This window comes from Pseudomonas sp. BN102, from assembly GCF_029871245.1.
Taxonomy (GTDB): domain Bacteria; phylum Pseudomonadota; class Gammaproteobacteria; order Pseudomonadales; family Pseudomonadaceae; genus Metapseudomonas.
On sequence record NZ_SSON01000077.1, the window covers coordinates 281,701 to 307,361 of the forward strand.

Sequence of the window (25,661 nt, forward strand, 5' to 3'; positions counted from 1 at the left end):
CAGTCTCCTATCAGGCGTTGCCCGGCTCAGGCTGCTCCTGCTCGGAAGCACTGGGCAGACGTACCGGACGACTCGGTACAACGGTGGAGATGGCGTGTTTGTACACCATCTGGCTGACAGTGTTCTTCAGCAGGATCACGAACTGGTCGAAGGATTCGATCTGGCCTTGCAGCTTGATGCCGTTGACCAGATAGATGGAAACCGGTACGCGTTCCTTACGCAGGGTATTGAGGTAAGGGTCTTGTAGCGAATGCCCTTTTGACATATGCCGCACTCCTTTAAGGGAAAAATCGTTTTAGTTTTCAAATGAAGAAAGAAGACTGGTACTCCGCCCTACCCCCAAGGATAGACGGTAACCGGCTCGGTCTCAGCTCAATATGGAGACCGACTTCAGGTATTTCAAGGTACGCGGCAGATTGTCGCAAGCCAGGCTATCCAACCAGTACAGGTCGGACCAACTGCGTAACCAGGTGAACTGCCTTTTGGCGAGTTGGCGGGTAGCGATGATACCCCGCTCTTCCATCTCGGCCCGGGTCAGCCCGCCATCCAGGTAATCCCACACCTGGCGGTAACCGACCGCCCTTATAGACGGCAGTCCTGCATGCAAGTCACTTCTGCTGCGCAGCGCTTCGACCTCCAGGATGAAGCCCTGTTCCAGCATCAGGCGAAAACGTTGCGCAATTCTTTCGTGCAACACCTGCCGCTGCGCCGGTGCAATGGCCAGATGCGCGACAGTATAAGGCAAATGCGCCTTACCTGGCGCGTTCCCGGCCAGATTTTGCGCGGCTTGGCGCTGCCGATGGGCGGTCATGGTCAGCCCACTGACCCGATAGACTTCCAGCGCCCGGGTCAGGCGCTGCGGATCGTTGGGATGGATGCGCGCAGCGGATTCCGGGTCCACCGCCGCCAGCTCCCGGTGGAGGGTGTCCCAGCCCTCGCGCGCGGCGCGGGCTTCCAGCTCGGCACGCACCTCGGAATCGGCGCTGGGCATGTCCGCCAGACCTTCCAGCAACGCCTTGTAATAAAGCATGGTTCCGCCCACCAACAGGGGAATCCGCCCTTTGGCGGTGATCTCTGCCATGGCGGCCAGGGCGTCCGCGCGGAATTCGGCGGCCGAGTAGCTCTCGGCCGGGTCGCGGATATCGATCAGGCGATGGGGAAACTCGGCCAGGGTGGCCTTGTCCGGCTTGGCGGTGCCTATGTCCATGCCGCGATAGATCAGCGCAGAATCCACGCTGATCAGCTCGCAAGGCAGGGTTCGCGCCAGCTCCAGGGCCAGGTCAGTCTTGCCGGCAGCCGTGGGACCCATGAGGAAGATTGCCGGCGGCAGCCGCTCAGTCATGCTCAACGACCGCGCAGGAACAGCTTGTCCAGGTCATCCATACCCAGCTGCGTCCAGGTCGGACGCCCATGGTTGCACTGGCCACTGCGTTCAGTGTGTTCCATATCGCGCAGCAGCGCGTTCATCTCCGGCTGTGTCAGCCGGCGGTTGGCGCGTACCGCGCCGTGGCAGGCCATGGTGCCGAGCAACTCGTTCAGGTGGGCCTGGATGCGATCGCTAGTGCCGTATTCCAGCAGATCAGAGAGCACATCGCGCACCAGTTGCGCAGCCTCGGCCTGCTTCAGCAGGGCCGGGATCTGGCGGATCGCCAGGGTTTCCGGCCCCAGGCGCTGCAACTCGAAGCCCAGGCGGCGGAACCATTCGCCATGTTCTTCGGCGCAGTCGGCCTCGCGCTGGCTGACGGCGATGGACTCCGGCACCAGCAGCGGCTGGCCCTTGAGCCCCTCGCTGGCCATGGCCAGCTTCAGGCGTTCGTAGGTGATGCGTTCGTGGGCGGCGTGCATGTCCACCAGCACCAGCCCCTGGGCGTTCTCGGCGAGGATATAGATGCCCTTGAGCTGGGCCAGCGCATAGCCCAACGGCGGCACATCGCCCTGGGACTCGGGCAAGGCCACGGGCGCAGCGGTGGCGGGCAGCGCGGCAAAGAACTCGCGGTAGGCGCCCTGGGCTTCGGCGATCGGCACGCCCGGACCCGGTTGCGGACGTGGCGCCTGGTAACCACCGCCGGAAGATGGGCGCCAGACGGCCTCGGCCGCTGGTTGCTCCAGCATATTGGCGGCAAGGCTCATCTCGGCCTGGGGGCCGAACTCGCCGGCAGCGAGGCCCGTCGGGCGCACCACGGCATCGGTCGAGGCCGGCGCGGCCAACTGGTCCTCCGGACGCACCTCACCCAGGGCTCGATGCAGGGTGCCATAGAGGAAATCGTGGACCATGCGGCTGTCGCGGAAGCGTACTTCGTGCTTGGTCGGATGCACGTTGACGTCGACCACCGCCGGGTCGACCTCGAAGAACAGCACGAAGGTAGGATGCCGGCCGTTGTAGAGCACGTCCCGATAGGCCTGGCGCACGGCGTGGGCGACCAGCTTGTCGCGCACCATGCGGCCATTCACATAGAAGTACTGTAGGTCCGCCTGGCTGCGAGAGAAGGTTGGCAGACCGACCCAGCCCCAGAGGTGCAGGCCATTGCGCTCCACTTCGATGGGCAGCGCCTGTTCCAGGAAGGCCGGGCCGCAGACGGTCGCGACGCGGCGGGCACGGGAAATGGCATCGCGCGCTTCATTCAGCGCGAAGATGGTCTTGCCGTTGTGACGCAGGTGGAAGGCCACGTCGAAGCGGGCCAGGGCCAGGCGCTTGATGACTTCCTGCAGGTGGTCGAACTCGGTCTTTTCCGCGCGCAGGAACTTGCGCCGCGCCGGGGTATTGAAGAACAGGTCGCGCACTTCCACCGAAGTGCCCACGGGATGGGCGGCGGGTTGCACCCGGGCCTCCATGTCGCGACCTTCAGTCTCCACCTGCCAGGCCTGCTCGGCGTCGACGGTGCGCGAGGTCATGGTCAGGCGCGCCACCGAGCTGATGGAGGCCAGCGCCTCACCCCGGAAGCCCAGGCTCATCACCCGCTCCAGGTCCTCTAGGTCGCGGATCTTGCTAGTGGCGTGGCGGGCCAGCGCCAGCGGCAGGTCGTCCGCCGGGATGCCACCGCCGTCGTCGCGCACTCGCAGCAGCTTGATGCCGCCCTGTTCCACCTCGACGTCAATGCGCCGGGCGCCGGCGTCCAGGCTGTTCTCCAGCAGTTCCTTGATGACCGAGGCGGGGCGCTCGACCACTTCACCAGCGGCGATCTGGTTCGCCAGCCGCGGGCTCAGCAGCTGGATGCGCGGCAACTCGCTCATGGCTGGGCCGCCAGGGTCGCGGCGGGGATATTCAGGGTCTGGCCGACCTTGATGTTGTCGTCCTTCAGCGAGTTGGCGCTGCGCAGGGCGGCCATGCTCACCTCGTAACGCTGAGCGATCAGCGCCAGGCTCTCGCCGGAAGTCACCACATGCTCGCGCGGGCCGATGGCGATCTTGCCCTGGTCACGCAGCCAGGCGATGTAGGTGCCGGGCGGCGGGTTCTGCTGGAAGAACTGCTTGATACCGGTCTGGATCGAGCGCGCCAGCGCCTGCTGGTGGCTGGGCGACGCCAGTTTCTGGGATTCGTTATGGTTGGAGATGAAGCCGGTTTCCACCAGGATCGACGGGATGTCCGGCGACTTCAACACCATGAAGCCGGCCTGCTCCACCCGACGCTTGTGCAGCGGGGTGACGCGGCTGACGTTGCTCAGCACCTTCTGCCCGACGTTCAGGCTGGAGGACAGGGTCGCGGTCATCGACAGGTCCAGCAGCACGCCGGCGAGCATGCGGTCCTTGTCGTCCAGGCTGACGCTGCCGACGCCGCCGATCAGGTCGGAGCGGTTCTCGTTGTCGGCCAGCCAACGCGCCGTTTCCGAGGTGGCGCCACGGTCGGACAGGGCGAACACCGAAGCACCGAAGGCGCTGCGGCTGGGCGCGGCATCGGCATGGATGGAAACGAAGAGGTCGGCGCCCTTCTTGCGCGCGATCTCGGTGCGCTTGCGCAGCGGGATGAAGTAGTCGCCGGTACGCACCAGCTCACCGCGGAAGCCCTTCTCCCGGCTGATCTGGCGCTGCAGTTCCTTGGCAATCGCCAGGGTCACGTTCTTCTCATGCTGCCCCTTCGGCCCGAGGGCACCGGGGTCCTCGCCGCCATGGCCGGCGTCGATGGCGACCACGATGTCGCGCTTGCCGCCCGGTACTGGCGGCAGCTTGCTGGGCGCAGGCTGGGTCGGGGTCACGGGAGCCTGGGGCGTGCTGGGCGCGGTGGCTACCTGGGGTGCGCTGGCCTCCTTGGCAGCCGCTTCCTGGTCGAACAGGTCCACTACCAGACGGTTGCCATACTGCTGGTTGGGCGCCAGGGCGAAGCTCTTGGGCGTCACGGCGGCGGAAACGTCTATCACCACCCGCAGGTCGGTGGGTGTGCGCTGGGCGGAGCGCACGCTGGTGATTGGCGTATTGCTGAGGGACAGCTGCTCCAGCTTGGTCGAGAGCTGAGCGCCATTGATATCGATGACGATGCGGTTGGGTGCCGTCAGCGTGAACACGGAGTGCTGGACCGGACCGGACAGGTCGAAAACCAGGCGCGTATTGTCCGGCGCGCGCCAGAGCCGCACCCCGCGAACCTCCGCAGCAGCCAGGACATCAGCGGCGAACGCCGCGAGCAGAACCCCAATCCCGGCAAACAGTGCGCGCGAGCGCATACCCCACCCCATCTTTGTTTTCATGCTCCCAAGGCCAGGGCGGCACACCATGCTTCGCCGCGCTCGGTGTGTGGCGACAACCGCAGCGAACGGCCGCCCGCTTGCGGCGTAATGTTAATGTCCAGGTCGGCCTTTGGCAAAATGCCTGCGCCCCGCTGGGGCCACTCGATCAGGCACAGCGCGTCGCCTTCGAAGTAGTCGCGGATACCCAGAAATTCCAATTCCTCGGGGTCGGCGAGGCGGTACAGATCGAAATGGAAGGCGTGCTTGTCACCAATTTCGTAGGGTTCGACCAGGGTGAAGGTGGGGCTCTTCACCGACCCGGCATGGCCCAGGCCACGCAGGATACCGCGAGACAGTGTGGTTTTCCCCGCGCCCAGATCGCCATGCAGGTAGAGGACGCCGCGTCCTCCGGTCAGGGTGGCCAGGCGGGCGCCGAGGGCCAGCATGGCCTCCTCGCCTTCGGCATGCAGGATCACTTCAGGCAAGGCGAGAACTCCTCGAGCAACTGACGAATGGTCGGAATCAGGTCACTGGCTGCCAGCCCACGGCCCTGCCGGGCCAGGCTTTCGCCAGCGCCCGCATGCAGCCAGACGGCCAGGCTGGTGGCGGCGAAGCCGTCCATCCCCTGAGCCATCAGGGCGCCTATCAGCCCGGCGAGTACATCGCCGAGCCCGGCCCCCGCCATAACAGGATGGCCACGATCACAGAGGGCAAGGCGGCCGTCAGCCGCCGCCACCAGGCTGCCGGCGCCCTTGAGCAGGACCACGGCATTGAATTTGTGCGCCAGGCCCAGGGCGGCTCGCGGCCTGTCGGCCTGTACCTCGGCGGTCGGGATACCCAGCAGGCGTGCGGCTTCGCCCGGATGCGGGGTAATCACACAGCCAGCGGGAAGCCGGACCTGCTCGCTGGCCAGCAGGTTCAGGGCATCGGCATCCCAGACCTGCGGCACCGCCAGGCCAGCCACGGCGCTGAGCAGGCTGCGGCCCCAGGCGGCCTGGCCAAGCCCCGGCCCCACCACCAGGACATCGGCCTTCTCCGCCAGCCCCAGCAACTGGTTGGCGGAACTCACCCCGGCGCACATCACCTCCGGAAGGCGCGCCAGCGAAGCCGGCACATGCTCCGGACGGGTCGCCAGGGACACCAGGCCGGCGCCGCCGCGCAGCGCGCTTTCCGCCGACAGCAGCGACGCACCGCCCAGGCCACGGTCGCCTCCCACCACCAGCAGATGGCCGAACATGCCTTTGTGGGCGGTATGCGGGCGCGGCGCCAGACGCTGCAGGTTGCCGACAGCCATGCGTTCGGCCACCCGCGGCGTCGCCGCTACCAGGACGGGATCGGCCTGGAGATCGTCGAACATCAGCTCACCTACCTGGTTCGGCGCGTCGGCGGTGAACAGGCCCAGCTTCAGGCCGATGAAAGTCATCGTCAGGTCCGCGCGCACCGCCACGCCCAGCACGCGGCCGGTGTCGGCACAGAGCCCGGACGGGATGTCGATGGCCAGCACCGGCAGGCCACTGGCGTTGAGCAGGCGGATGACCTGGGCATAGGGCTCGCGTACGGCTCCAGACAGCCCGGTGCCCAGCAGGGCATCCACCACCACGCCTTCGAGGGCCGCACATTCGCTCCAGGGCTGGATGGCGATTCCGGCGGCAATCGCTTCGTCCCGCGCCAGCGCCGCATCGCCCGCCAGGGCATCCGCCGCGCCGACGGCCAGGATCTTTACCCGCCAGCCGGCGCGCTGGGCCAGCGCGGCCACCAGGTAACCATCTCCGGCATTGTTGCCACGCCCGGCTAGCACACTGAGGCAGCCGGCCTCCGGCCAGCGGCGGCGCAAGGCGCGCCAGGCCGCATGGGCGGCGCGTTGCATCAGCTCGAAACCCGGAGTGCCAGCGGCAATCAGGCGGGCGTCAAGGTCACGCACCTGGTCGGCGGAATGGAGCGAAAGGGGCAGGTCGTCGCGAGAAGGCAGCATTGGATTCGGTTACGGCAGCGAGGTCTGGCAGAATTATATCCACCTCGGCCCCGGTTTCCTGCCCCAGCATGTCCCTCTCCACGCAAGATCTCGCATCACTCGCCCAATCCATCAAGGACTGGGGCCGCGAACTGGGCTTCCAGCAGGTGGGTATCACCGGGGTCGAGCTCGGCGAGCACGAAGGCCATCTGCAACGCTGGCTGGACGCCGGCTACCAGGGCGAGATGGATTACATGGCCGCCCACGGCAGCAAACGTTCGCACCCGGATGAGCTGGTCCCCGGCACCTTGCGGGTGATTTCCCTGCGCATGGACTACCTGCCCGGCGACAGCCGCATGGCCAAGGTCCTGGGCGAGCCGGAGAAGGCCTACGTCTCGCGCTACGCCCTGGGTCGCGACTACCACAAACTGATCCGCAAGCGCCTGCAGCACCTGGCCGAACGCATCGAGCAGGCCATAGGCCCGTTCAACTATCGCGCCTTCGTCGACAGCGCGCCGGTGCTGGAAAAAGCCATAGCCGAACAGGCGGGCCTGGGATGGATCGGCAAGAACACCCTGGTGCTCAACCGCAAGGCCGGCAGCTACTTCTTCCTCGGCGAACTCTTCGTCGACGCCCCCCTTCCAGTGGACCCGCCCCACGGCAGCGAGCACTGCGGGCGCTGCACGGCCTGCCTGGACATCTGCCCCACCGCCGCCTTCGTCGGCCCCTACCAGCTGGACGCGCGGCGCTGCATTTCCTACCTGACCATCGAGTTCAAGGGCAGCATCCCCGAAGACCTGCGCCCGCTGATCGGCAACCGCGTGTTCGGTTGCGATGACTGCCAGATGGTCTGCCCCTGGAACCGTTTCGCCCGTTCCACCGGTGAGGGTGACTTCCAGCCACGCCACGGCCTGGACAACGCCGAGCTGGCGGAGCTGTTCCGCTGGAGCGAGGAAGAGTTCCTCAGCCGCACCGAAGGCTCGCCGCTGCGCCGCGCCGGTTACGAGCGCTGGCTGCGCAACCTGGCGGTGGGCCTGGGCAACGCGCCCTCAAGTATCCCGGTGCTGGAGGCTCTGCGCCTGCGCCGCGAATACCCCTCGGCGCTGGTGCGCGAGCATGTGGAGTGGGCGCTTGCCCGCCACGGGGCGAGCGCAGCCTGACTCAGAGCCTGCTCACGATATCGTGAGCGCCCTCTCAGACCTTGATGAAATGCTCGCGATAGTGCCGCAGCTCGGCGATCGAGTCGCGGATGTCGTCCATGGCCAGGTGGCTGCTGCTCTTCTTCACCCCGTCGCGCACAGCGGGCGCCCAGCGCGCCGCCAGTTCCTTGAGGGTGGAGACGTCCAAGTTGCGGTAGTGGAAGTAGGCTTCCAGCTGCGGCATGTGGCGATAGAGGAAGCGGCGGTCCTGGCAGATGCTGTTACCGCAGATCGGCGACTTGCCCTTGGGCACCCACTGTTCAAGGAAGGTCAGGGTCTGCGCCTCGGCTTCAGCCATGTTGATGACGCTCTCGCGCACCCGCTGGGTCAAACCGCTCTGGCCGTGCTGACGGGTATTCCACTCATCCATGCCGGCGAGGATCTCGTCGCTCTGGTGGATCGCGATGGTCGGACCTTCGGCGAGCACATTGAGCTCGCTGTCGGTGACTATTGTCGCCATCTCGATGATGACGTCCGTGTCCGGGTTCAGTCCGGTCATTTCCAGATCGATCCAGATCAGGTTCAGGGCATTCTGCATATTCGGTCTCCAGGGCGGGGCGCGCATTCTAGCTTAGAGCCTGCTGCTGCGGGCTGCGTGCTAAACTCGCGCGGTTTTTTCCAAGCGGACCGACCATGGCCAAACGCCAACTCACCCGCCGGCAAAGCTGGCGCATCGAGAAAATCCAGGAAGAGCGCGCCGCCCGTGCGGCCAAGCGCGAATCCCGTGCGCTCGACGAACTCGAAGGCGGCGACCTCGGCCCCGAGCAGACCGGCCTGGTAATCGCCCACTTCGGCGTCCAGGTCGAGGTCGAGGCGCTGGAGGGCGAGCAGGCCGGGCAGATCGTGCGCTGCCACCTTCGCGCCAACCTGCCCACCCTTGTCACCGGCGACCGCGTGGTCTGGCGCGACAGCAACCAGGGCAGCGGCGTGATCGTCGCCCAGTTGCCGCGCAGCTCGGAGCTGTGCCGCCCGGACATGCGCGGGGTACTCAAGCCGGTGGCGGCCAACGTCGACCAGATCGTCATCGTCTTCGCACCCCTGCCCCATCCTCACGCCAACCTGATCGACCGCTACCTGATAGCCGCCGAGCACGCCGGCATCCACCCGCTGTTGCTGCTGAACAAGGCCGACCTGGTGGACGAGCAGAACAGCGCCATGCTCGACGACCTGCTCGGCGTCTACCGCCACCTGGGCTATCCGCTATTGGAAGTGTCGGCGCGCCAGGGCGGCGGCATGGAAGACCTGATGACCCGGCTCGACGGCCATATCAGCGTGTTCGTCGGCCAGTCCGGGGTGGGCAAGTCGTCCCTGGTGAACAGCCTGCTGCCGGGCGTGGACACCCGCGTCGGCGCCCTCTCCGAACTCACCGGCAAGGGCACTCACACCACCACCACCGCGCGCCTGTTCCACTTCCCCGGCGGCGGTGAGCTGATCGACTCCCCCGGTATCCGCGAGTTCGGCCTGGGCCATGTCAGCCGTGACGACGTGGAAGCCGGCTTCATCGAATTCAGCGACTTGCTCGGCACCTGCCGCTTCCGCGACTGCAAGCACGACCGCGAGCCCGGCTGCGCCCTGCTCAAGGCCCTCGAAGACGGCCGCGTGCACCCGCAACGCATGGCCAGTTACCGGCATATCCTCGCCAGCCTGCCGCAGGACGAGTACTGAGCGCGCCATACCTGGCAGAAGGCAGGGTGCGGCTCTACCCCCCGCAGTCCCCATGAAACAGAAAGGCCACGCATTGCGTGGCCTTTTCGTTTGTGTGCGGATCACTGCCCCTTGGGCTCGTCCATGTTCAGCACGCCGTCCTCGAAGATATTCAGCTTCTCGCGCAGTTCGCGCGGCTGGACGGGGGCAGCCGGTTTTTCCGCGGGCGCCGGCGGAGCCGCCCCTTCGACGGGCGGCTGGGGCTGCTCCGGCGCGGCAGGCTTGTCGCTGTCGCCCTGCTCGCCCTCGATGGCGCGCTGGGCCTTCTTGGTCAGCACGATGATGTCGATGCGGCGGTTGACCGGATTGAAGGGGTCCTTGCGGTCGAACAGCGCCGAAGAGGCATAACCCACCACTCGCGCCACCTGCTGCTCCGGATAACCGCCGGCGATCAGGGTGCGCCGCGCGGCGTTGGCGCGACCGGCGGACAGCTCCCAGTTGCCGAAATCGCCGTCACCGGCATACGGCTTGGCGTCGGTATGGCCGCTGATGCTGACCTTGTTCGGCACTGCCTTGATGGTTTCGGCAAGGATCAGCAGGATGTCCTCGAAGTAAGGTTGCAAGCGCGCGCTGCCGATGTCGAACATCGGCCGGTTGGCGGCGTCCATGATCTGGATGCGCAAGCCGTCCTGGGTGATCTCGAAGAGGATCTGGTCCTTGAACTTACGCAGCTCGGGGTTTTCTTCCACTTTGTTCTGCAGCTCCTGCAGCAGCAGTTCGAGGCGCTCGCGCTCGATCTGCTCGGCCAGGGTCTCGACCTGGCTGGCGTCCACCTTCTGCCGGTCATCCGCGTCCACCGCCGCCTCCTGGGCGTCGGGAGCGTCTTTCAGGTCCGGATTGAGGGTACGGTCGGGCGCCGGCGTCGGCGTACCGCCGAGATCGATGACGTAGGGGCTGGCGCTTTCGCTGAAACCTATGGGGTCCTTGAAGTAGCCGGAAATGGCCTTTTTCTGCTCGGGGGTGGCTGAGGACATCAGCCAGAGCACCAGGAAGAAGGCCATCATCGCCGTGGCGAAGTCGGCGAAGGCTATTTTCCAGGCGCCGCCGTGGTGACCGGCGGCGTAGCGCTTGACGCGCTTGACGATGATTGGCTGGTTGTTCTCCATGACTCAGCCTTCAGCTGCCGCGCACGGCCTGCTCCAGCTCGCTGAAGCTGGGGCGATGCGCCGGGAACAGCGTCTTGCGCCCGAACTCCACCGCCAGCGACGGCGGCATCCCGGACGCCGAAGCCACCAGGCAGGCCTTGATGGCCTCGAACACGTTCAGTTCCTCGCGGGCATCGTGCTCCAGGGAAACCGACAGCGGGCCGAAGAAGCCATAGGCCGCGAGAATACCAAGGAACGTCCCCACCAGCGCCGCACCCACGTGCTGGCCGAGGGCGGCCTGCTCAGCCTCACCGAGCATGGCCATGGTGACCACGATGCCCAGTACCGCCGCGACGATACCAAAGCCCGGCAGGCCGTCGGCGATGCGGTTCACCGCGTGGGAAGGATGTTCCAGCTCTTCCTTCAGGCTGGCCAGCTCCATGTCGAACAGGCCCTCCAATTCATGGGGCGCCATATTGCCGGAGGACATGATGCGCAAGTAGTCGCAGATGTAGGCGGTCATCCGCTCATCCTTGAGGATGCCCGGGTACTTGCTGAAGATCGGGCTGGCGGCGGCGTCCTCGATATCGGCCTCGATGGCCATCATCCCTTCGCGGCGACTCTTGTTGAGGATTTCGTAGAGCAGCCGCAGCACTTCCAGATAGAAACCATGGGTGAAGCGCGAGCTGAACATCTTCAGCGACTTCTTGAACACCGTCATGGTGGTGCTGCCCGGGTTGGCCTGCAGGAAGGCACCCAGCGCGGCGCCGCCGATGATCATGATCTCGAACGGTTGGATCAGCGCGGCGATCTTGCCGTGGGAAAGGACGTATCCGCCGAGCACACTGGCGAATACGACGATGATGCCGAGGATTTTTGCCATAGGAAGGAAGCTTGAAGGGTCAGTAGAAAGGGTTATGAAAAACAGCCCTTCTAATTATCGGAAAATTTGCGCCAGACTATAGCCTGTTCCGGCGAAAAGCCAGATTGGCGCCCCCCTATGTCAACCGCAAAGCCCATGCGACGCAGCCTCGACAGCTGGATCAAGCACCTCGACGGCGTGCGCCTGCCCGTTCCGGCCGCCAGCCATGAGAAAGTCCGCCGCGCCCTTGGCGACAGTCGCCGCTCCCTGCGCGACATCGCCGAGCTGACCCAGGACAGCCCCGCCCTCGCCCTCAGCCTGCTGCGCGAGGCCAATGCCGCCGGCAACCTGCTGAGCAGCCCGGCGGAGAGCCTGGAGGTCGCCCTCAGCCGCCTGGGCCTGAAACGCGCCGAAACCCTGCTCAATCGATTGCCGGCTGTGCCCGAGGAGGAGATTCCCCAGGCCCTGCGCCAGTTGCAGCTGATCGGCCAGCATGCTGCGCAGCAGGCCAATGGCCTGTTCGCCGCACGCCTGGCGCGCCTCTGGCAGGAAATCCACTGGTGCAGCCTGCTCTTCCTCTCGCCCCTCTGGCCGCTGCTGGCCAGCCACCCGGAACTCTTCGCCACCTGGGAGAAACGCGTACTGGGTGAGGGAGAGCCGGCCGCCAAGGTCGAGCGCGAGCTGCTCGGCGTGCCGCTGCTGCGGCTCTGTCAGGCGCTGGCCGAACACTGGAGGCTTCCCGACTGGATAATCCAGGGCTACCGCCTGCTCAGCGACGACCGCCGCCTGCTGGTCAAGGCCCTGCACATTGCCCGTGACAAGGAACACCCGCTGCACCAGCAACAACAACTGGACGCCGATCCGGCCCTGAGCCGCTGGCTGACCCAGCCGAGCAACACGGTGCTTCTGGCCAACGGGCTGGCGGTCTCCGCCCACGCGGGCTGGGGCGATGACCACAGCCTGCGCTGGCAGCGTCTTAGCGGACTGTTCATGAAGCTGCCGCTGGACGAACTGCAGCAACTGGTCCACCAGCAGGCCGCGCAAAGCGCCCGCCTGCATGCCCGAGGCAACCTCTGGCACCCGGCCGAGGCCCTGCTTTGGCCCTGGAGCCAGCACCGCCTGCGCCCCGAACCGGCCGTCGCACTGCCTCCCAGCGCCGGCGCCCTGGAAGCCTGGCGCCGCCATTGCGCCGAGCTGCTCCACGACCCCAGCCCCTTCACCAATGTGGTGCAACTCAGCGCGTGCGCCCGTGATGCCCTGGAGAGCGGCGGCATGCGTCGGGTCCTGGTGCTGCTGGCTGACCGCAACCACAGCCGCTTGCTCGCCCAGCAGCAGGCCGGCCTGCCCAGGGAAGCCAGCGGCCTGCAGCTGGACCCCAGCCAGAGCCAGGTGCTGCGGCGCCTGCTCACCCAGCCCGGGCAACTGCGCCTCGGGCCGGACAACATGGCGCAATTCTCCGCCCTGCTCCCGGGCCAACTGAAGAGCCTGTTCCCGGGGCACCACCTGCTGCTGCGCTCGATCGCCGTGAACGGCCGGGTGGCGATGCTGGTGGTGGCCGACCAGGACGGCGCCCCCTTCGCCGACCTCAGCCTGCGCGCCTTTGCCAAGGCTGCGCAGTGCGTGGAACGCGCCCTTGCCAACTTCGCCAGCCGCGGCCGGTAGAGTCCATTCAGGGTCTTGCGAGCCAGAGAAGAACAAGGCGAAACGCAGTGAAGCGGAGTTACAGCCGAAGCGCGTTAGCCGCGGGTAGCTTTCCGAAGCCATTTCAACGCAGTTATTCCGACGCGCAACAGATTGTGAATAGGCTATTAGGCTTTCCGCTACAATTCGCCACTTTGTCTAATTCTGGAGGCTTCCATGTCCGCCTTCTCCAACCTGCCGCTGGTGATCGAACCGGCCGACCTGGCGCCCCTGCTCGACGCCGACAAGATGATCCTGGTCGATCTCACCAGCGCCGCCCGCTACGCCGCAGGCCATATCCCGGGCGCCCGCTTCGTCGACCCGAAACGCACCCAGCTCGGCCAGCCGCCGGCCCCCGGCCTGGTGCCGGCCAAGGCCGACCTCGAGGCGCTGTTCGGCGAACTCGGCCACTGTAGCGATGCCACCTACGTGGTCTATGACGACGAAGGCGGCGGCTGGGCAGGCCGTTTCATCTGGCTGCTGGATGTCATCGGCCACCACCGCTACCACTACCTGAACGGCGGCCTGCACGCCTGGCTGGCTGAAAGCCGAGGGCTTTCCGAAGCCGTTCCGGCCCCCGTGGGCGGCCCGGTCGCCCTGACCCTGCACGACGAGCCCACCGCCAGCCGCGAGTACCTGCAGGGCCGCCTGGGCGCCAGCGACCTGGCCATCTGGGACGCCCGCGGCCCCGGTGAATACAACGGCACCAAGGTCCTGGCCGCCAAGGGCGGGCACATCCCGGGCGCGGTCCACTTCGAGTGGACCGCCGGCATGGACCCGGCCCGCGCCCTGCGCATCCGCACCGACATGGCCGAGGTGCTGCAATCCCTGGGCATCACCCCGGACAAGGAAATCGTCACCCACTGCCATACCCACCACCGCTCGGGCTTCACCTACCTGGTGGCCAAGGCCCTCGGCTATCCGCGGGTCAAGGGCTACGCCGGCTCCTGGTCCGAGTGGGGCAATCATCCGGATACCCCAGTAGAACTCTGAGGCTCCATTCGCCAAGGAAACCCAATGAAAGAACGCCTTTTCATCATCGGCCAGTACCTGCTGCCGCATAACCTGCTGTCGCGCCTGGCCGGCTGCATCGCCGAGTGCCGCGTGCGCTGGTTCAAGAACGCCTTCACCGCCTGGTTCGCCAAGCGCTATCAGGTGAACATGAGTGAAGCGCTGGTGGAGGATCTCAGCGCCTACGAACATTTCAACGCCTTCTTCACCCGCGCGCTCAAGCCCGGCGCGCGGCCGCTGGACGAAACCCCCGGCGCCATCCTCTGTCCGGCTGACGGCGCGATCAGCCAACTCGGCCCTATCGAGCACGGTCGCTGCTTCCAGGCCAAGGGCCACAGCTTCAGCGTGCTGGAACTGCTGGGTGGCGACGCCGAGCGCGCCGCCCCCTTCATGGGCGGCGAGTTCGCCACTGTCTACCTGTCACCCAAGGACTACCACCGGGTTCACGCGCCCTTGGGCGGTACGCTGCGGGAGATGGTCTATGTCCCTGGCAAACTCTTCTCGGTGAACCAGAGCACCGCGGAGAACGTGCCCGAGCTCTTCGCCCGTAACGAGCGGGTGGTCTGCCTGTTCGATACCGAGCGCGGCCCCATGGCCGTGGTGCTGGTGGGCGCGATGATCGTCGCCTCCATCGAGACCGTCTGGGCCGGCCTGGTCACCCCGCCGAAGCGCGAGCTGAAAACCTTCAGCTACGACGAAGCGGCGCGCGCGCCCATCCGCCTGGAAAAAGGTGACGAAATCGGCCGCTTCAAACTGGGCTCCACCGCTATCGTCCTGTTCGGCCCGGACCAGGTGCGCTGGGCCGAGAGCGCCTGGCCCGGCAGCCAGGTACGCATGGGCGAACTGTTCGCGCTGCCCCGGAACGCCTGACCCGGTATCGATCCGGCCGAACCGCGGGGTTCGGCCAGGGTTGGATCAGGAAGGAGGCACGCGCAGGCCGCGCAGTGCCAACGCGACTACAGCCCTGCCATGGATAGGCTGCCACTGCGTACCGATGCTGATAGAGTGCTGAAATCCTATCCAAACTAACAAACGAGACGTCGGAGTACCGGATCCAGATGGACCACCAGAGCCCTCACCTGCTGTTGCGCGTTCCCACGCCGAGCAAACGGAGCCTGTCCTTCTGCGGTGCCACGCCTCGCGAATTGAAACGCTGGATCTCTCTCCTGCCGAAGGCCAACCTCGGCGAAACCGCGCGCCAGCTCTACCAGGCCCTGATGGAGTTGAACCAGCTGGTGACCCCCAGCGAAAACCGCCTGCAATTGCTGGAGCTGATGCGCCCGGAAGTCCATTTCGTGTGCCTGCACCTGGAACGACACTTCCTCGGCCAGTCCATTGTCCTGGACGAGCGCCCGCGCAAGGTCGCCAACCTCTGCCAGGCCCTGCAGAACCATCTGGCCATTGGCTACAAGCTGATCATCGTGCAGGAATCGCCTCACTCGAGCCGCGATCGCGAGCGCACCCAGGTCCTCACTGTCGCCCTGCAACGGGCAATGCACAGCCTGAACGGCCCGCTGATACGTTCCAGCCAGCTCTACTGCCCGGTACCCGAAGGCCTCTGGCTGGAGCTGCACCAGATCTATCAACTGGCGCAGAGCCGCCAGCTCCAACGCATCACCGTGCGCGACCCACTGGCACGCCATACCCAAGCCCTCAGCGCCGAGCAGAGCTACCTGGTAGCGCTGTTGCTGGGCTGCGCCCGTTGCAACCAGATGCGCCAGAATGGCATCGCCCGCCTGGCGGAGGCCCTGGAGCCCTGGAGCGCCCTGGTGCGCCTGCAATCGGCCGAGCTGCCTTCCAGCCTGTTCGCCGTGGCGCCACAGTTGGACGGCCCGCCGCGCTACAAGGCGCTGTTCCATGAGGTCGACCCGCGCACCCTGCTAGGCCTCGACTCGCTGCCGCTGGTGGACGCCATCAAGGAATACCTGCTGCTGCCGGATGAGGAGCGCCAGCGGTCGCGCCTGCTGATGCCCGAAGGCCTGAGCCTGGACCTGCTGCAGCACCTGAGTTCGGCCTGGGGCGACATCTCCGAGCGCACCTTCCAGCGCAACCCCGGCCAGGGCCGCCTGACCCTGTGCATCGGCATGAGCGCTCTGCACTTCTTCCTGGCCGACAGCCGCCCCTTCGGCGATGTGCTCAAGCTGCCCCAGGAAGTCGGCCAGGCGGTGTTCGACACGTCTGGCAGCAAGCCTGCGAAAGACATCTGGGCCAATGCCTTCGACGCCCAGCCCGACCAGGGCTGGCGGTCGGGCATGGCCATGGAGGAGATCGAATACACCAGGCCCGTCGCCGAAAGCAGTGCGCCGCCGCGCCAGGCCAGTGCCGCGCCGGAAAGCTACCCGACCTTCAGCGTCTCAGTGGTCAACCACAGCCCCGGCGGTTATTGCCTGAGCTGGCCCAGGGAGGTCCCCAGCCAACTGCAGGCCGGCGAACTGCTCGGCGTGCAGGACGCCCCGGGCCAGGGCTGGAGCATCGCCGTGGTGCGCTGGATCCGCCAGGTACGCGGCGGCGGCACGCAGATGGGCATCGAGCTGGTGGCCCCCCAGGCACAGTCCTGCGGTGCGCTCCTGCTGCGCAAGGGCGAGCAGAACAGCCACTATCTGCGCGCCCTGCTGCTGCCGGCGATCGGCGCCATTTCCCGTCCCGCCACCTTGATCACAACGCGCCTGCCCTTCCAGGAGGGCAACAAGGTGCAGATCAACCTGCACGGCGACGAGTACCGCGCCGTGCTGACCCGGCGCCTGACCAGCACCGGCAGTTTCAATCAGTTCGAGTACCGCGTTTTCGAGCAGCCGGCATCGCCCCAGGGGAAACCTGTCACAGCTCCGGGAAGCCATCCCCAAGGTGGCGAGGAAGATTTTGACTCGCTATGGAAGTCGCTGTAGATTCCCGACTCATCACCATTCGTCGCCTATTCGCGCTCATTCGGCGCTAAGCACAGGCCATGGCCATCGAAAAGAAAACGATCCGTCTGCTGATCCTGGAAGACTCGCAGAACGAAGCCGAGCGCCTGGTCAGCCTATTCCGCAATGCCGGACGCGCGACCCGCGTGCACCGCATCCTTTCCGCCGATGACCTCAGCGAAGCCCTGCAGCAGAGCTGGGACCTGCTGATCGCCGCGCCCAGCAGCGAACTCCTGAACCCCAGCGAAGCCCTCAACAGCATCCGCCGCCAGTCCAAGGACATTCCCTTCATCCAGCTGGTGCCGGACAACGACTCAGACCTGATCACCGAAGCCCTGGCCCTAGGCGCGCAGGACGCTCTGCCCCAGGGCGAGGACGAGCGCCTGGTGCTGGTGGCCAACCGCGAACTGGCCAACCTCGAGCAACGCCGTGCGCGGCGCGCCGCCGAAGTCGGTCTGCGCGAGGCGGAGAAGCGCTGCCAACTGCTGCTGGACAGCTCCGTGGACGCCATCGCCTACGTCCACGACGGCATGCATATCTATGCCAACCGCGCCTATGTGGAAATGTTCGGCTACGACGATGGCGACGAACTCGAAGGCATGCCGATGATCGACCTGATCGCCGGCGCCGACCAGGCCGGCTTCAAGGACTTCCTGAAGAACTACCGCGACGGCGAAGGTAGCGGCGAACTCACCTGCAATGGCTGCAAGGTGGACGGCCAACCCTTCCAGGCGCGCATGGGCTTCTCCCCCGCCACCTACGATGGCGAACCCTGCATCCAGGTGGTGATCCGCGCCGAGTCCGATAGCGCAGAGCTGGAAGAGAAGCTGCGCGAGATCAGCAGCCAGGACCTGGTCACCGGCCTGTTCAATCGCGCCCACTTCAACGAGTTGCTCGACGCCTCCACCGAGCGTGCGGTCAAGGCCGGCCAGCCGGCCAGCCTCGCTTACATCCGGGTTGCCCGCTATTCCAGCCTCCTGGCCGAAATCGGAATCGCCGGCGTCGACCTGCTGCTCACCGACCTGGCCAACCTGCTGCGCGCTCACTTCGCCGGGGACGCCCAACTGGCCCGCTACGGCGACGACGTGTTTGGCGTACTGCAACAGGGACTCACGCCAGAACAGGCCGCGGAAGGCCTGCGCAGCCTGCTGAAAAAGATCGATATTCACCTGTTCGACGTCAGCAGCCGGACCGTGCAGGTCAGCCTGTGCATCGGCGTCGCCGGCCTCAGCGAAACCACGCCCAAGGCCCAGGACGTGGTGGACCGCGCCCACCGGTGCGCCGACGAGCTAGGGGACGAGAACGGCCTGAAGCTCTACGACCCGGCCGAGGAACTGGCCGCCGCGGCCAACCGCGGCAATCTGCTGGCCATGGTCCGGCAGGCCCTGGAGAACAACAGCTTCCGCCTGCTGTTCCAGCCGATCATCAGCCTGCGCGGCGACAGTTTCGAGCATTATGAAGTGCTGCTGCGCCTGCTCAGCCCCCAGGGCGAGGAAGTGCCGCCCGTCGACTTCCTCGACGCCGCCAAGGAAGCCGGCCTGGCCGAGAGGATCGACCGCTGGGTGATACTCAACTCCATCAAGCTGCTTGCAGAACACCGCACCAAGGGTCACAACACCCGGTTGTTCGTCCACCTCTCCGGCGCCAGCCTGCAGGACCAGACCCTGCTGCCCTGGCTCAGCGTCGCGCTGAAGGCGGCACGGCTGCCGTCCGACGCGCTGATCTTCCAGTTCAGCGAACCGGACGCCATCGCCTACCTGAAGCAGGCCAAGGTGCTGACCCAGGGACTGGCGGAGCTGCATTGCCAGGTGGCCATGAGCCAGTTTGGCTGCGCCTTGAACCCCTTCAATACCCTCAAGCACCTGACCATCGACTTCGTGAAAGTCGATGGCTCCTTCACCCACGACTTGAGCCGGGCGGAGAACCAGGAAGTCCTCAAAACCCTGCTGGCCAGCCTGCATGCCCAGGCCAAGCTGACCATAGTGCCCTTCGTCGAGACCGCCAGCGTGCTGGCGACCCTCTGGCAGGCCGGCGTCAACTACATCCAGGGCTACTACCTGCAAGGCCCCAGCCAGGCCATGGATTACGACTTCTCGTCGGGGGACGAGTAGGGGCTAGCTCATTCGCCAAGCAGAGCGAAGCTTAACCTCTACCCCGACTCACAGATTCCAGCCACGAAAAAGCCGCCCGAAGGCGGCTTTTTCGTGTCCGGCACGGCGATCAGTCCTGTCCGTCGCGATCGCGGAAACCCAGCAGGTAAAGAATGCCGTCCAGGCCCAGGGTAGAGATGGCCTGCTTGGCCGACTGTTTGACCAGCGGCTTGGCGCGGAAGGCCACGCCCAGGCCGGCCAGGCCAAGCATCGGCAGGTCGTTGGCGCCGTCACCCACAGCAATGGTCTGCTCCAGGCGCAGCCCTTCCTTCTCGGCCAGCTCGCGCAGCAGGTCGGCCTTGCGCTGAGCGTCGACTATCGGCTCCACGGCCACGCCGGTCAGCTTGCCGTCGACAATCTGCAGCTCGTTGGCGAACACGTAGTCGATGCCCAGCTTGGCCTGCAATTGCTTCGCGAAATAGCTGAAGCCGCCGGAGAGGATGGCGGTCTTGTAGCCCAGGCGCTTGAGCTCGGCGAACAGGGTTTCCGCCCCTTCGGTGAGCCGCAGCGAAGCGCCGATCTCTTCCAGCACATCCTCGGAGAGCCCCTGGAGCAGCGCCAGGCGTTCCTTGAAGCTGGCGCGGAAGTCGAACTCGCCGCGCATGGCGCGCTCGGTGATCTCTGCCACCTGCTCGCCGACGCCGGCGGCCTTGGCCAATTCGTCGATGACTTCGGCCTCGATCAGCGTCGAGTCCATGTCGAACACCGCCAGGCGGCGGTTGCGGCGGAACACCGAATCACGCTGGAAGGCGATATCGACGTTCAACTCCTGTGCCACGCTGAGGAACTCGGCGCGCAGGGCCACCGGGTCGGCCGGCTCGCCGCGCACGGAGAACTCGATGCAGCCCTTGCCCTGGTCGACCGGCATGTCCAGCGGCATGCGTCCCGACAGACGGTCGATGTGGTCGATGTTGAGACCGTACTTCGCGGTGATGGAACTCACTCGCTGCAGCTGCTCCGCGGTCACCTTGCGCGTCAGCAGGGTGACAATGTAGCGGCTCTTGCCCTGGCCACCCACCCACTGCTGGTAGTCGGCCTCGGACACCGGGGTGAAGCGCACCTGCTGGTCCAGCTTGTAGGCCGTGAACAGCACGTCCTTGAGTACGGACGAGGCCATGGCGTTATCCGGGATTTCCACCAGGATGCCGAACGACAGGGTGTCGTGAATCACCGCCTGGCCGATGTCCAGGATGTTTACGCCGCCCTGGGCGAGCACGCCGGTGATGGCCGCGGTCAGGCCGGGGCGGTCTTCCCCAGTGATGTTGATCAGGACAATCTCGCGCAAGGCACACCTCCCTCTGCGCATGAAAAGGCGCACATTCTACCCACTTTCGGACCACCGGGAGCATGCCCGGCGCTTTGCCCTGCAAGGGGCGCTCGCTATACTGCGCCACAATTTCGTTCGAGAAGAGCCGCGCTCTGTGAACCGGCCCACGCCTGTCAAACCCGATAATTTCTTCCTGCTGATCTTCCACGCGCTGCGCCAGCGGCGGGTGCCGATCGCCTTGCGCATCGCCAGCCACAGCTTGCTGCTGGTGGCCCTTGCGCTGGTCATCTATGCCTGGGTCATGGGCATGCAGTTCAAGCAGGCCATGCACCAGCAGGCCGACGCGCTGGGCCAGAGCCTGACCGCGCAGACCGCTGCCTCGGCCACTGAGTTGCTGGTGTCCAACGACATCCTCAGCCTCAACGTGCTGCTCAGCAACCTGGTGAAGAACCCACTGGTGGCCCACGCCGCCATCTACAGCGTCGACAACCGCATCCTCGCCGAAGCCGGTGCACGGCCCAAGCAGGGCCTGCTGGGCGAAGCCGAGGGCCTCTACTCCACCCCCATCACCTTTCAGGAGGTGATTGCCGGGCACCTGCGCCTGAGCCTGGACATGGAGCAGTTCCAGCAGCCGATGACCATCAGCCTGCAGAGCATGGGGCTGCTCAGCCTGATCCTGCTGGCCCTGACCCTGTCCCTGAGCCTGCGTCTCGGCCGGCACATCTCCACGCCGCTGCTGCAGCTGCGCGTCTGGCTGCGCGATCCGGACGACCCGGCTCCCGGTGCCGGCCGCCAAGACGAGATCGGCGATCTGGCGCGTCAGCTACAGGCACGCCTGGTACCGGAAAAGCCTGAACCCGAGCCAGAGCCAGAGCCCGAGCCCGAAGTGGAGTTCGACGAGACCGACGAGGACTACCTCGAAGACGACGAGCAGGACGACCAGCAAGGCTTCGAAGTGCGCGATCTGCGTGACGACAGCTTCGACGGCGACGAAGAGGCCTCGAGCAAGCTGTTCACCCCGGACGAGGAAGACCCCTTCGCCGATCTACGCGAAGAAATGACCGAACCGGACCCGGCGCCTGCGCCTGCGGCCCCGGAAGAGCCGCAGAACAGCGCCGTGCTGGCCATCCAGCTGGGCGCCCAGGACCAGCTGCGCCGCCTGCCAAGAGCCCGCCTGATGGACTTGCTGCAGAGGTACCGTGACTGTCTGGACCAGGCTGCCCGCCTCTACCACGGCCAGTTGCTGACCCTCAACGACGGCAGCAGCCTGATGCTCTTCCACGGCCAGGACAGCGGCGAGGACTACCTGACCCACGCCATCTGCTGCGGCGAACTGATGCGCGCCCTGGGCCATGCCCTGCAAATCGAGGTCGCCGACAGCGGCATCACCCTGCAGCTGCAGCTGGGCCTGACCCTGGGCGACGACCTCTCGGGTCTCGGCCAGGGCGACCTGCTGCTCAACGACACCACCCAGAGCGCCCTCGCGCTGAGCCAGCACAGCCGCAACCTGCTGCTGGTGGAGCGCAGCATCGCCGAGGACGAACTGGTGCGCCAGCGTGCCCGCATCCGCGCGATCACCAGCCCCGAAGGCGCCTGCTGCGTCGAACGCCTGCTGGACCCCTACCCCTCGCTGCTGGAGCGCCAGCTGGCACGCATGCACGAGGCAAAAGCGCACTGATCGCGGCACGGATAACGAAAAAGCCCGCAGATGCGGGCTTTTTTGTGGGCGCTCGAACCTGTTGCCTGACAGCTCTATGGGAAAACCGCAACCCGGCCTAATTCGGCGGGCGGCAAACCTTTCCCGGATTGCATCCGGGCTACCCGGCTGAGTCCATGGGCCGCTGCGCGGCCTTCGCGAATGAATTCGCTCACAACCTGATCACGGCTACGCATGAACCGAAAGGCTGGGCGTAGGATGCGCCGTGCGCACCGGCAGTGATGTCGGCGGACTCGGCGTCCGGCCCAGGCATCGAACCCGGTGCGCGCAGCGCACCCTACGGCCGGAGCGAAGCGGAAAAAGTCGCGAACAGAAAGAAAAAAGCCCGCATCTAGCGGGCTTTTTTCGTGATCTCAGGATCAGAAGCGGAAAACTTCCACATCCGTGCGCACCGGCGCCGCCATCGGGATCTTCGGCGGCTGCGGCTCCTTGGTCTTGGCCGGGGTAGCGGGTGCCGCCGGCTTGCGCGGTGCCTCGGCGGCTACCGGCTGGCCTTCGAGCGGCTTCACCGCAGCGGCCAATTGCTCGGCCAGTTGCTGCAGCAGTCGGCTCTGGGCCCGCACCTGATCGGCAGCGGTTCCGGCATGGGGCTCTTCCAGACGCACCAGGCGGCTGTCACGCAGCTTGCCGGCACGGTCCAGCAGGCGCCATTGCGCCTCCAGCACGGCCGGCCGCTGAGGGCCGGAGTCCAGGCGGCTGATGTTCAGCAGCACCTGGACCTCGGGGGTGAAGCCGGGGTTGCCCGGAGCCAGCACCAGGCGCTGGCTGTCCAGACGCCAGGACAGCTGGCGCAGCAGCACCTGGTCGATGTCTGCCGCCAGACTGCCCGCCCAGCGACCATCCGGGGCGGCGGTGAGGCTGCCGTCGGCCTGGCGCTGCAGGAGGGTTTCGCGCTGCAGGTAGTCGGCCACTGTCACCGGGCCGAGCAGCACTTGTATCCCGGCATTCCGCGACGGTACCTCGGGAGTGCCGGCGTCCAGCTGGAACATGGGAACGGGCGGGCTATGCACACAACCGGCGAGACCAAGCAGGCCAGCCAGCATCAAAGCCAAGGGAAAACGCACCACAGTCATCAATCTCACCCACGGCCGCCTTGTGGGCAGCCTGCAGTCGAATTCAATCATTCATGCCACGGACAAGGGTGGCGAGGCGACATATCATCCGTCAATGTGACGCGGGACTCCAGAGCCCCACGTCATTTCGTCGGAATCAGGGTCAGGCAAGCGACTCCACCAGCAGCGCATCGACCCGCTGAAAGCCGCGGGGCAGCTTGTTGCCACGGCGCCCGCGCTCGCCTTTGTAGTGCTCCAGATCATCGGCCTTAAGCGACAGGGTGCGCTTGCCAGCCTGCAGGACCAGGGTTGCACCGGCCGGAAGAACGGCGAGATCCGTGAGGTATTCCTCGCGGTTCGCCACTCGATCGCCGGGGATGCCGATGATCTTGTTGCCCTTGCCCTTGGCCAACTGCGGCAGGTCGGCGACCTTGAACAGCAGCAGGCGGCCTTCTGTGGTCACCGCCGCCAGCCAGTCTTCTTCGACGCTCTGCACCGGTCGCGGCGCCACCACCTTCGCCCCATTGGGCAGGCTGAGCAGGGTCTTGCCCGCCTTGTTCTTGGCCTGCAGGTCGGCGCCCTTGACCACGAAGCCGTAACCGGCGTCCGAGGCGATCACGTAGGTGGCGTCATCCTCCGGCAGCAGCACGCAGTCGAAGCTGGCACCCGGCGGCGGAGTCAGCCGGCCGGTGAGCGGTTCGCCCTGGCCACGGGCCGAAGGCAGCGAGTGGGCCGCCAGGGAGTAGCTGCGACCGGTGGAGTCGATGAACACCGCGTACTGGTTCGAGCGGCCCGGCGCGGCGGCCTTGAAACCGTCGCCAGCCTTGTAGGACAGGCCGGTGGCGTCGATGTCGTGGCCCTTGGCGCAACGCACCCAGCCCTTCTCGGAGAGCACCACGGTTACCGGCTCCGTGGGCATCAGCTCGGTTTCCGACAGGGCCTTGGCTTCGGCGCGCGCGACTATCGGCGAGCGGCGGTCGTCGCCGTAGGTCTCGGCATCCTTGATCAATTCGTCGCGCACCAGCTTCTTCAGCTTGGCGTCGCTGCCCAGCAGGGCCAGTAACTTCTTCTGTTCCTTCAGCAGCTCGTCCTGTTCGCCGCGGATCTTCATCTCTTCCAGTCGCGCCAGCTGGCGCAGGCGGGTATCGAGGATGTAGTCGGCCTGGATCTCGGTGAGATCGAAGCGCTCCATCAGCACCAGCTTGGGCTGGTCCTCGGTGCGGATGATGTGGATGACTTCGTCCAGATTGAGGAAGGCGATCAGCAAGCCGTCCAACAGGTGCAGGCGCTTTTCCACCTTGTCCAGGCGGAACTGCAGGCGCCGGCGCACCGTGCCGATGCGGTAGGTCAGCCATTCGCTGAGCAGGGTGCGCAGGTCCTTGACCTGGGGCTTGCCGTCCAGGCCGATGACGTTGGTGTTGACCCGATAACTGGATTCCAGGTCGGTGGTGGCGAACAGGTGCTGCATCAGCTCATCGGCATCCACCCGGTTGGAGCGCGGGATAATGACGATGCGGGTGGGGTTCTCGTGGTCCGACTCGTCACGCAGGTCGGCGACCATCGGCAGCTTCTTCGCCTGCATCTGGCCGGCGATCTGCTCCAGCACCTTGGCCCCGGAGACCTGGTGCGGCAGCGCGGTGACCACTATGTCGCCGTCCTCGACGCGATACACGGCGCGCATGCGCACCGAGCCGCGGCCGGTCTCGTAGATCTTCAACAGTTCGGCGCGCGGGGTAATGACTTCCGCCTCGGTGGGAAAGTCCGGGCCGAGGATGTGCTCGCAGAGCTGCTCCACCGTGGCGTTCGGCTCGTCCAGCAGGCGCACGCAGGCGGCGGCCACTTCCCGCAGGTTGTGCGGCGGCACGTCGGTGGCCATGCCCACGGCGATGCCGGTGGTGCCGTTGAGCAGCAGGTTGGGCAGGCGCGCCGGCAGGGTCGCCGGCTCGTTCAGGGTACCGTCGAAGTTCGGCACCCAGTCCACCGTGCCCTGGCCCAGCTCGGAGAGCAGCACCTCGGCGTAGCGCGACAGGCGCGCCTCGGTGTAACGCATGGCGGCGAAGGACTTGGGATCGTCCGGCGCACCCCAGTTGCCCTGACCGTCCACCAGGGTGTAGCGGTAGCTGAAGGGCTGGGCCATCAGCACCATGGCCTCATAGCAGGCCGAGTCGCCGTGGGGGTGGAACTTGCCGAGCACGTCGCCGACAGTGCGCGCCGACTTCTTGTGCTTGGAGTCGGCATCCAGGCCCAGCTCGCTCATGGCGTAGACGATGCGCCGCTGCACCGGCTTCAGGCCGTCGCCGATATGCGGCAGGGCGCGGTCCATGATCACGTACATGGAGTAGTTGAGGTAGGCCTGTTCGGTGAAGTCGGCCAGGGAGCGGCGCTCAACGCCTTCCAGACTCAGATCGAGGGATTCGCTCATGCG

20 protein-coding genes are annotated in these 25,661 nt (G+C 66.1%); 8 read left to right on the forward strand and 12 right to left on the reverse strand.

Annotation, left to right across the window (positions count from 1 at the left end; all coding sequences use genetic code 11):
• Positions 1-10: 10 nt before the first annotated feature.
• From hfq to E8F12_RS25350, 6 genes are all read right to left on the reverse strand, one after another.
• The gene (hfq, locus tag E8F12_RS25325; protein WP_003453015.1) at positions 11-265 is read right to left on the reverse strand and encodes an RNA chaperone Hfq; all 255 of its coding nucleotides are present in this window, start codon (positions 263-265) and stop codon (positions 11-13) included.
• A 102-nt stretch (positions 266-367) separates the two neighbouring features.
• Positions 368-1,342, reverse strand: coding sequence for a tRNA (adenosine(37)-N6)-dimethylallyltransferase MiaA (miaA, locus tag E8F12_RS25330; protein WP_280327959.1), 975 nt, complete (start codon positions 1,340-1,342; stop codon positions 368-370).
• A gap of 2 nt (positions 1,343-1,344) precedes the next feature.
• Entirely contained in the window at positions 1,345-3,231 is a 1,887-nt protein-coding gene (gene mutL / locus E8F12_RS25335) for a DNA mismatch repair endonuclease MutL (RefSeq protein WP_280327960.1), read from the reverse strand.
• Positions 3,228-4,664 carry an N-acetylmuramoyl-L-alanine amidase gene (locus E8F12_RS25340; protein ID WP_280327961.1) on the reverse strand — a complete coding sequence of 479 codons (1,437 nt, stop codon included), beginning with the start codon at positions 4,662-4,664 and terminating at the stop codon, positions 3,228-3,230. The genes mutL and E8F12_RS25340 overlap by 4 nt, the downstream gene beginning before the upstream one ends.
• 8 nt (positions 4,665-4,672) lie before the next feature.
• On the reverse strand, positions 4,673-5,140 hold the full coding sequence (gene tsaE / locus E8F12_RS25345; RefSeq protein WP_280327962.1) for a tRNA (adenosine(37)-N6)-threonylcarbamoyltransferase complex ATPase subunit type 1 TsaE: 468 nt from the start codon (positions 5,138-5,140) through the stop codon (positions 4,673-4,675).
• Positions 5,128-6,627, reverse strand: a complete 1,500-nt coding sequence (locus E8F12_RS25350; RefSeq protein WP_280327963.1) for an NAD(P)H-hydrate dehydratase — start codon at positions 6,625-6,627, stop codon at positions 5,128-5,130. The genes tsaE and E8F12_RS25350 overlap by 13 nt, the downstream gene beginning before the upstream one ends.
• 68 nt (positions 6,628-6,695) lie before the next feature.
• Here E8F12_RS25350 and queG point away from each other — a divergent pair, with 68 nt between their 5' ends.
• Entirely contained in the window at positions 6,696-7,766 is a 1,071-nt protein-coding gene (gene queG / locus E8F12_RS25355) for a tRNA epoxyqueuosine(34) reductase QueG (RefSeq protein WP_280327964.1), read from the forward strand.
• A 34-nt stretch (positions 7,767-7,800) separates the two neighbouring features.
• Here the strand turns inward: queG and orn are convergent, their stop codons facing one another.
• Positions 7,801-8,343 carry an oligoribonuclease gene (orn, locus tag E8F12_RS25360; protein WP_280327965.1) on the reverse strand — a complete coding sequence of 181 codons (543 nt, stop codon included), beginning with the start codon at positions 8,341-8,343 and terminating at the stop codon, positions 7,801-7,803.
• 95 nt (positions 8,344-8,438) lie between these two features.
• Here orn and rsgA point away from each other — a divergent pair, with 95 nt between their 5' ends.
• Positions 8,439-9,470 carry a small ribosomal subunit biogenesis GTPase RsgA gene (gene rsgA / locus E8F12_RS25365; RefSeq protein WP_280327966.1) on the forward strand — a complete coding sequence of 344 codons (1,032 nt, stop codon included), beginning with the start codon at positions 8,439-8,441 and terminating at the stop codon, positions 9,468-9,470.
• Between the two features lie 101 nt (positions 9,471-9,571).
• Here the strand turns inward: rsgA and motB are convergent, their stop codons facing one another.
• Entirely contained in the window at positions 9,572-10,615 is a 1,044-nt protein-coding gene (gene motB, locus E8F12_RS25370) for a flagellar motor protein MotB (RefSeq protein WP_280327967.1), read from the reverse strand.
• Positions 10,616-10,625: 10 nt separating this feature from the next.
• Complete coding sequence (gene motA / locus E8F12_RS25375) at positions 10,626-11,477, reverse strand: flagellar motor stator protein MotA (RefSeq protein WP_280292490.1); 852 nt, start codon at positions 11,475-11,477, stop codon at positions 10,626-10,628.
• 117 nt (positions 11,478-11,594) lie between these two features.
• Here motA and E8F12_RS25380 point away from each other — a divergent pair, with 117 nt between their 5' ends.
• The 5 genes from E8F12_RS25380 (at position 11,595) to E8F12_RS25400 (ending at position 19,161) form a co-directional block, all read left to right on the forward strand.
• On the forward strand, positions 11,595-13,118 hold the full coding sequence (locus tag E8F12_RS25380) for an HDOD domain-containing protein (protein WP_280327968.1): 1,524 nt from the start codon (positions 11,595-11,597) through the stop codon (positions 13,116-13,118).
• Positions 13,119-13,313: 195 nt separating this feature from the next.
• The gene (gene rhdA / locus E8F12_RS25385; protein WP_280327969.1) at positions 13,314-14,129 is read left to right on the forward strand and encodes a thiosulfate sulfurtransferase; all 816 of its coding nucleotides are present in this window, start codon (positions 13,314-13,316) and stop codon (positions 14,127-14,129) included.
• Between the two features lie 24 nt (positions 14,130-14,153).
• A complete protein-coding gene (asd, locus tag E8F12_RS25390) occupies positions 14,154-15,017 on the forward strand; it encodes an archaetidylserine decarboxylase (protein WP_280327970.1) in 864 nt (287 codons plus the stop codon).
• A gap of 188 nt (positions 15,018-15,205) precedes the next feature.
• Positions 15,206-17,032 (forward strand): molecular chaperone, encoded by a 1,827-nt coding sequence (locus E8F12_RS25395; RefSeq protein WP_280327972.1) that lies wholly within the window; start codon positions 15,206-15,208, stop codon positions 17,030-17,032.
• A 59-nt stretch (positions 17,033-17,091) separates the two neighbouring features.
• Positions 17,092-19,161 carry an EAL domain-containing protein gene (locus tag E8F12_RS25400; protein WP_280327973.1) on the forward strand — a complete coding sequence of 690 codons (2,070 nt, stop codon included), beginning with the start codon at positions 17,092-17,094 and terminating at the stop codon, positions 19,159-19,161.
• Between the two features lie 109 nt (positions 19,162-19,270).
• Here E8F12_RS25400 and serB read toward each other — a convergent pair whose 3' ends face one another.
• Positions 19,271-20,485, reverse strand: a complete 1,215-nt coding sequence (gene serB, locus E8F12_RS25405; RefSeq protein WP_280327974.1) for a phosphoserine phosphatase SerB — start codon at positions 20,483-20,485, stop codon at positions 19,271-19,273.
• A gap of 136 nt (positions 20,486-20,621) precedes the next feature.
• Between serB and E8F12_RS25410 the strand changes: the two genes are divergently transcribed.
• Positions 20,622-22,145: an AhpA/YtjB family protein gene (locus tag E8F12_RS25410; protein ID WP_280327975.1), complete on the forward strand. Its 1,524-nt coding sequence runs from the start codon at positions 20,622-20,624 to the stop codon at positions 22,143-22,145.
• 398 nt (positions 22,146-22,543) lie between these two features.
• On the opposite strand, the gene E8F12_RS25415 is transcribed toward E8F12_RS25410, so the two are convergent.
• Both E8F12_RS25415 and parC read right to left on the reverse strand, forming a co-directional pair.
• Positions 22,544-23,257 (reverse strand): ABC-type transport auxiliary lipoprotein family protein, encoded by a 714-nt coding sequence (locus E8F12_RS25415; RefSeq protein ID WP_280328097.1) that lies wholly within the window; start codon positions 23,255-23,257, stop codon positions 22,544-22,546.
• A 142-nt stretch (positions 23,258-23,399) separates the two neighbouring features.
• Complete coding sequence (gene parC / locus E8F12_RS25420) at positions 23,400-25,658, reverse strand: DNA topoisomerase IV subunit A (protein WP_280327976.1); 2,259 nt, start codon at positions 25,656-25,658, stop codon at positions 23,400-23,402.
• Between the last annotated feature and the right edge of the window lie 3 nt (positions 25,659-25,661).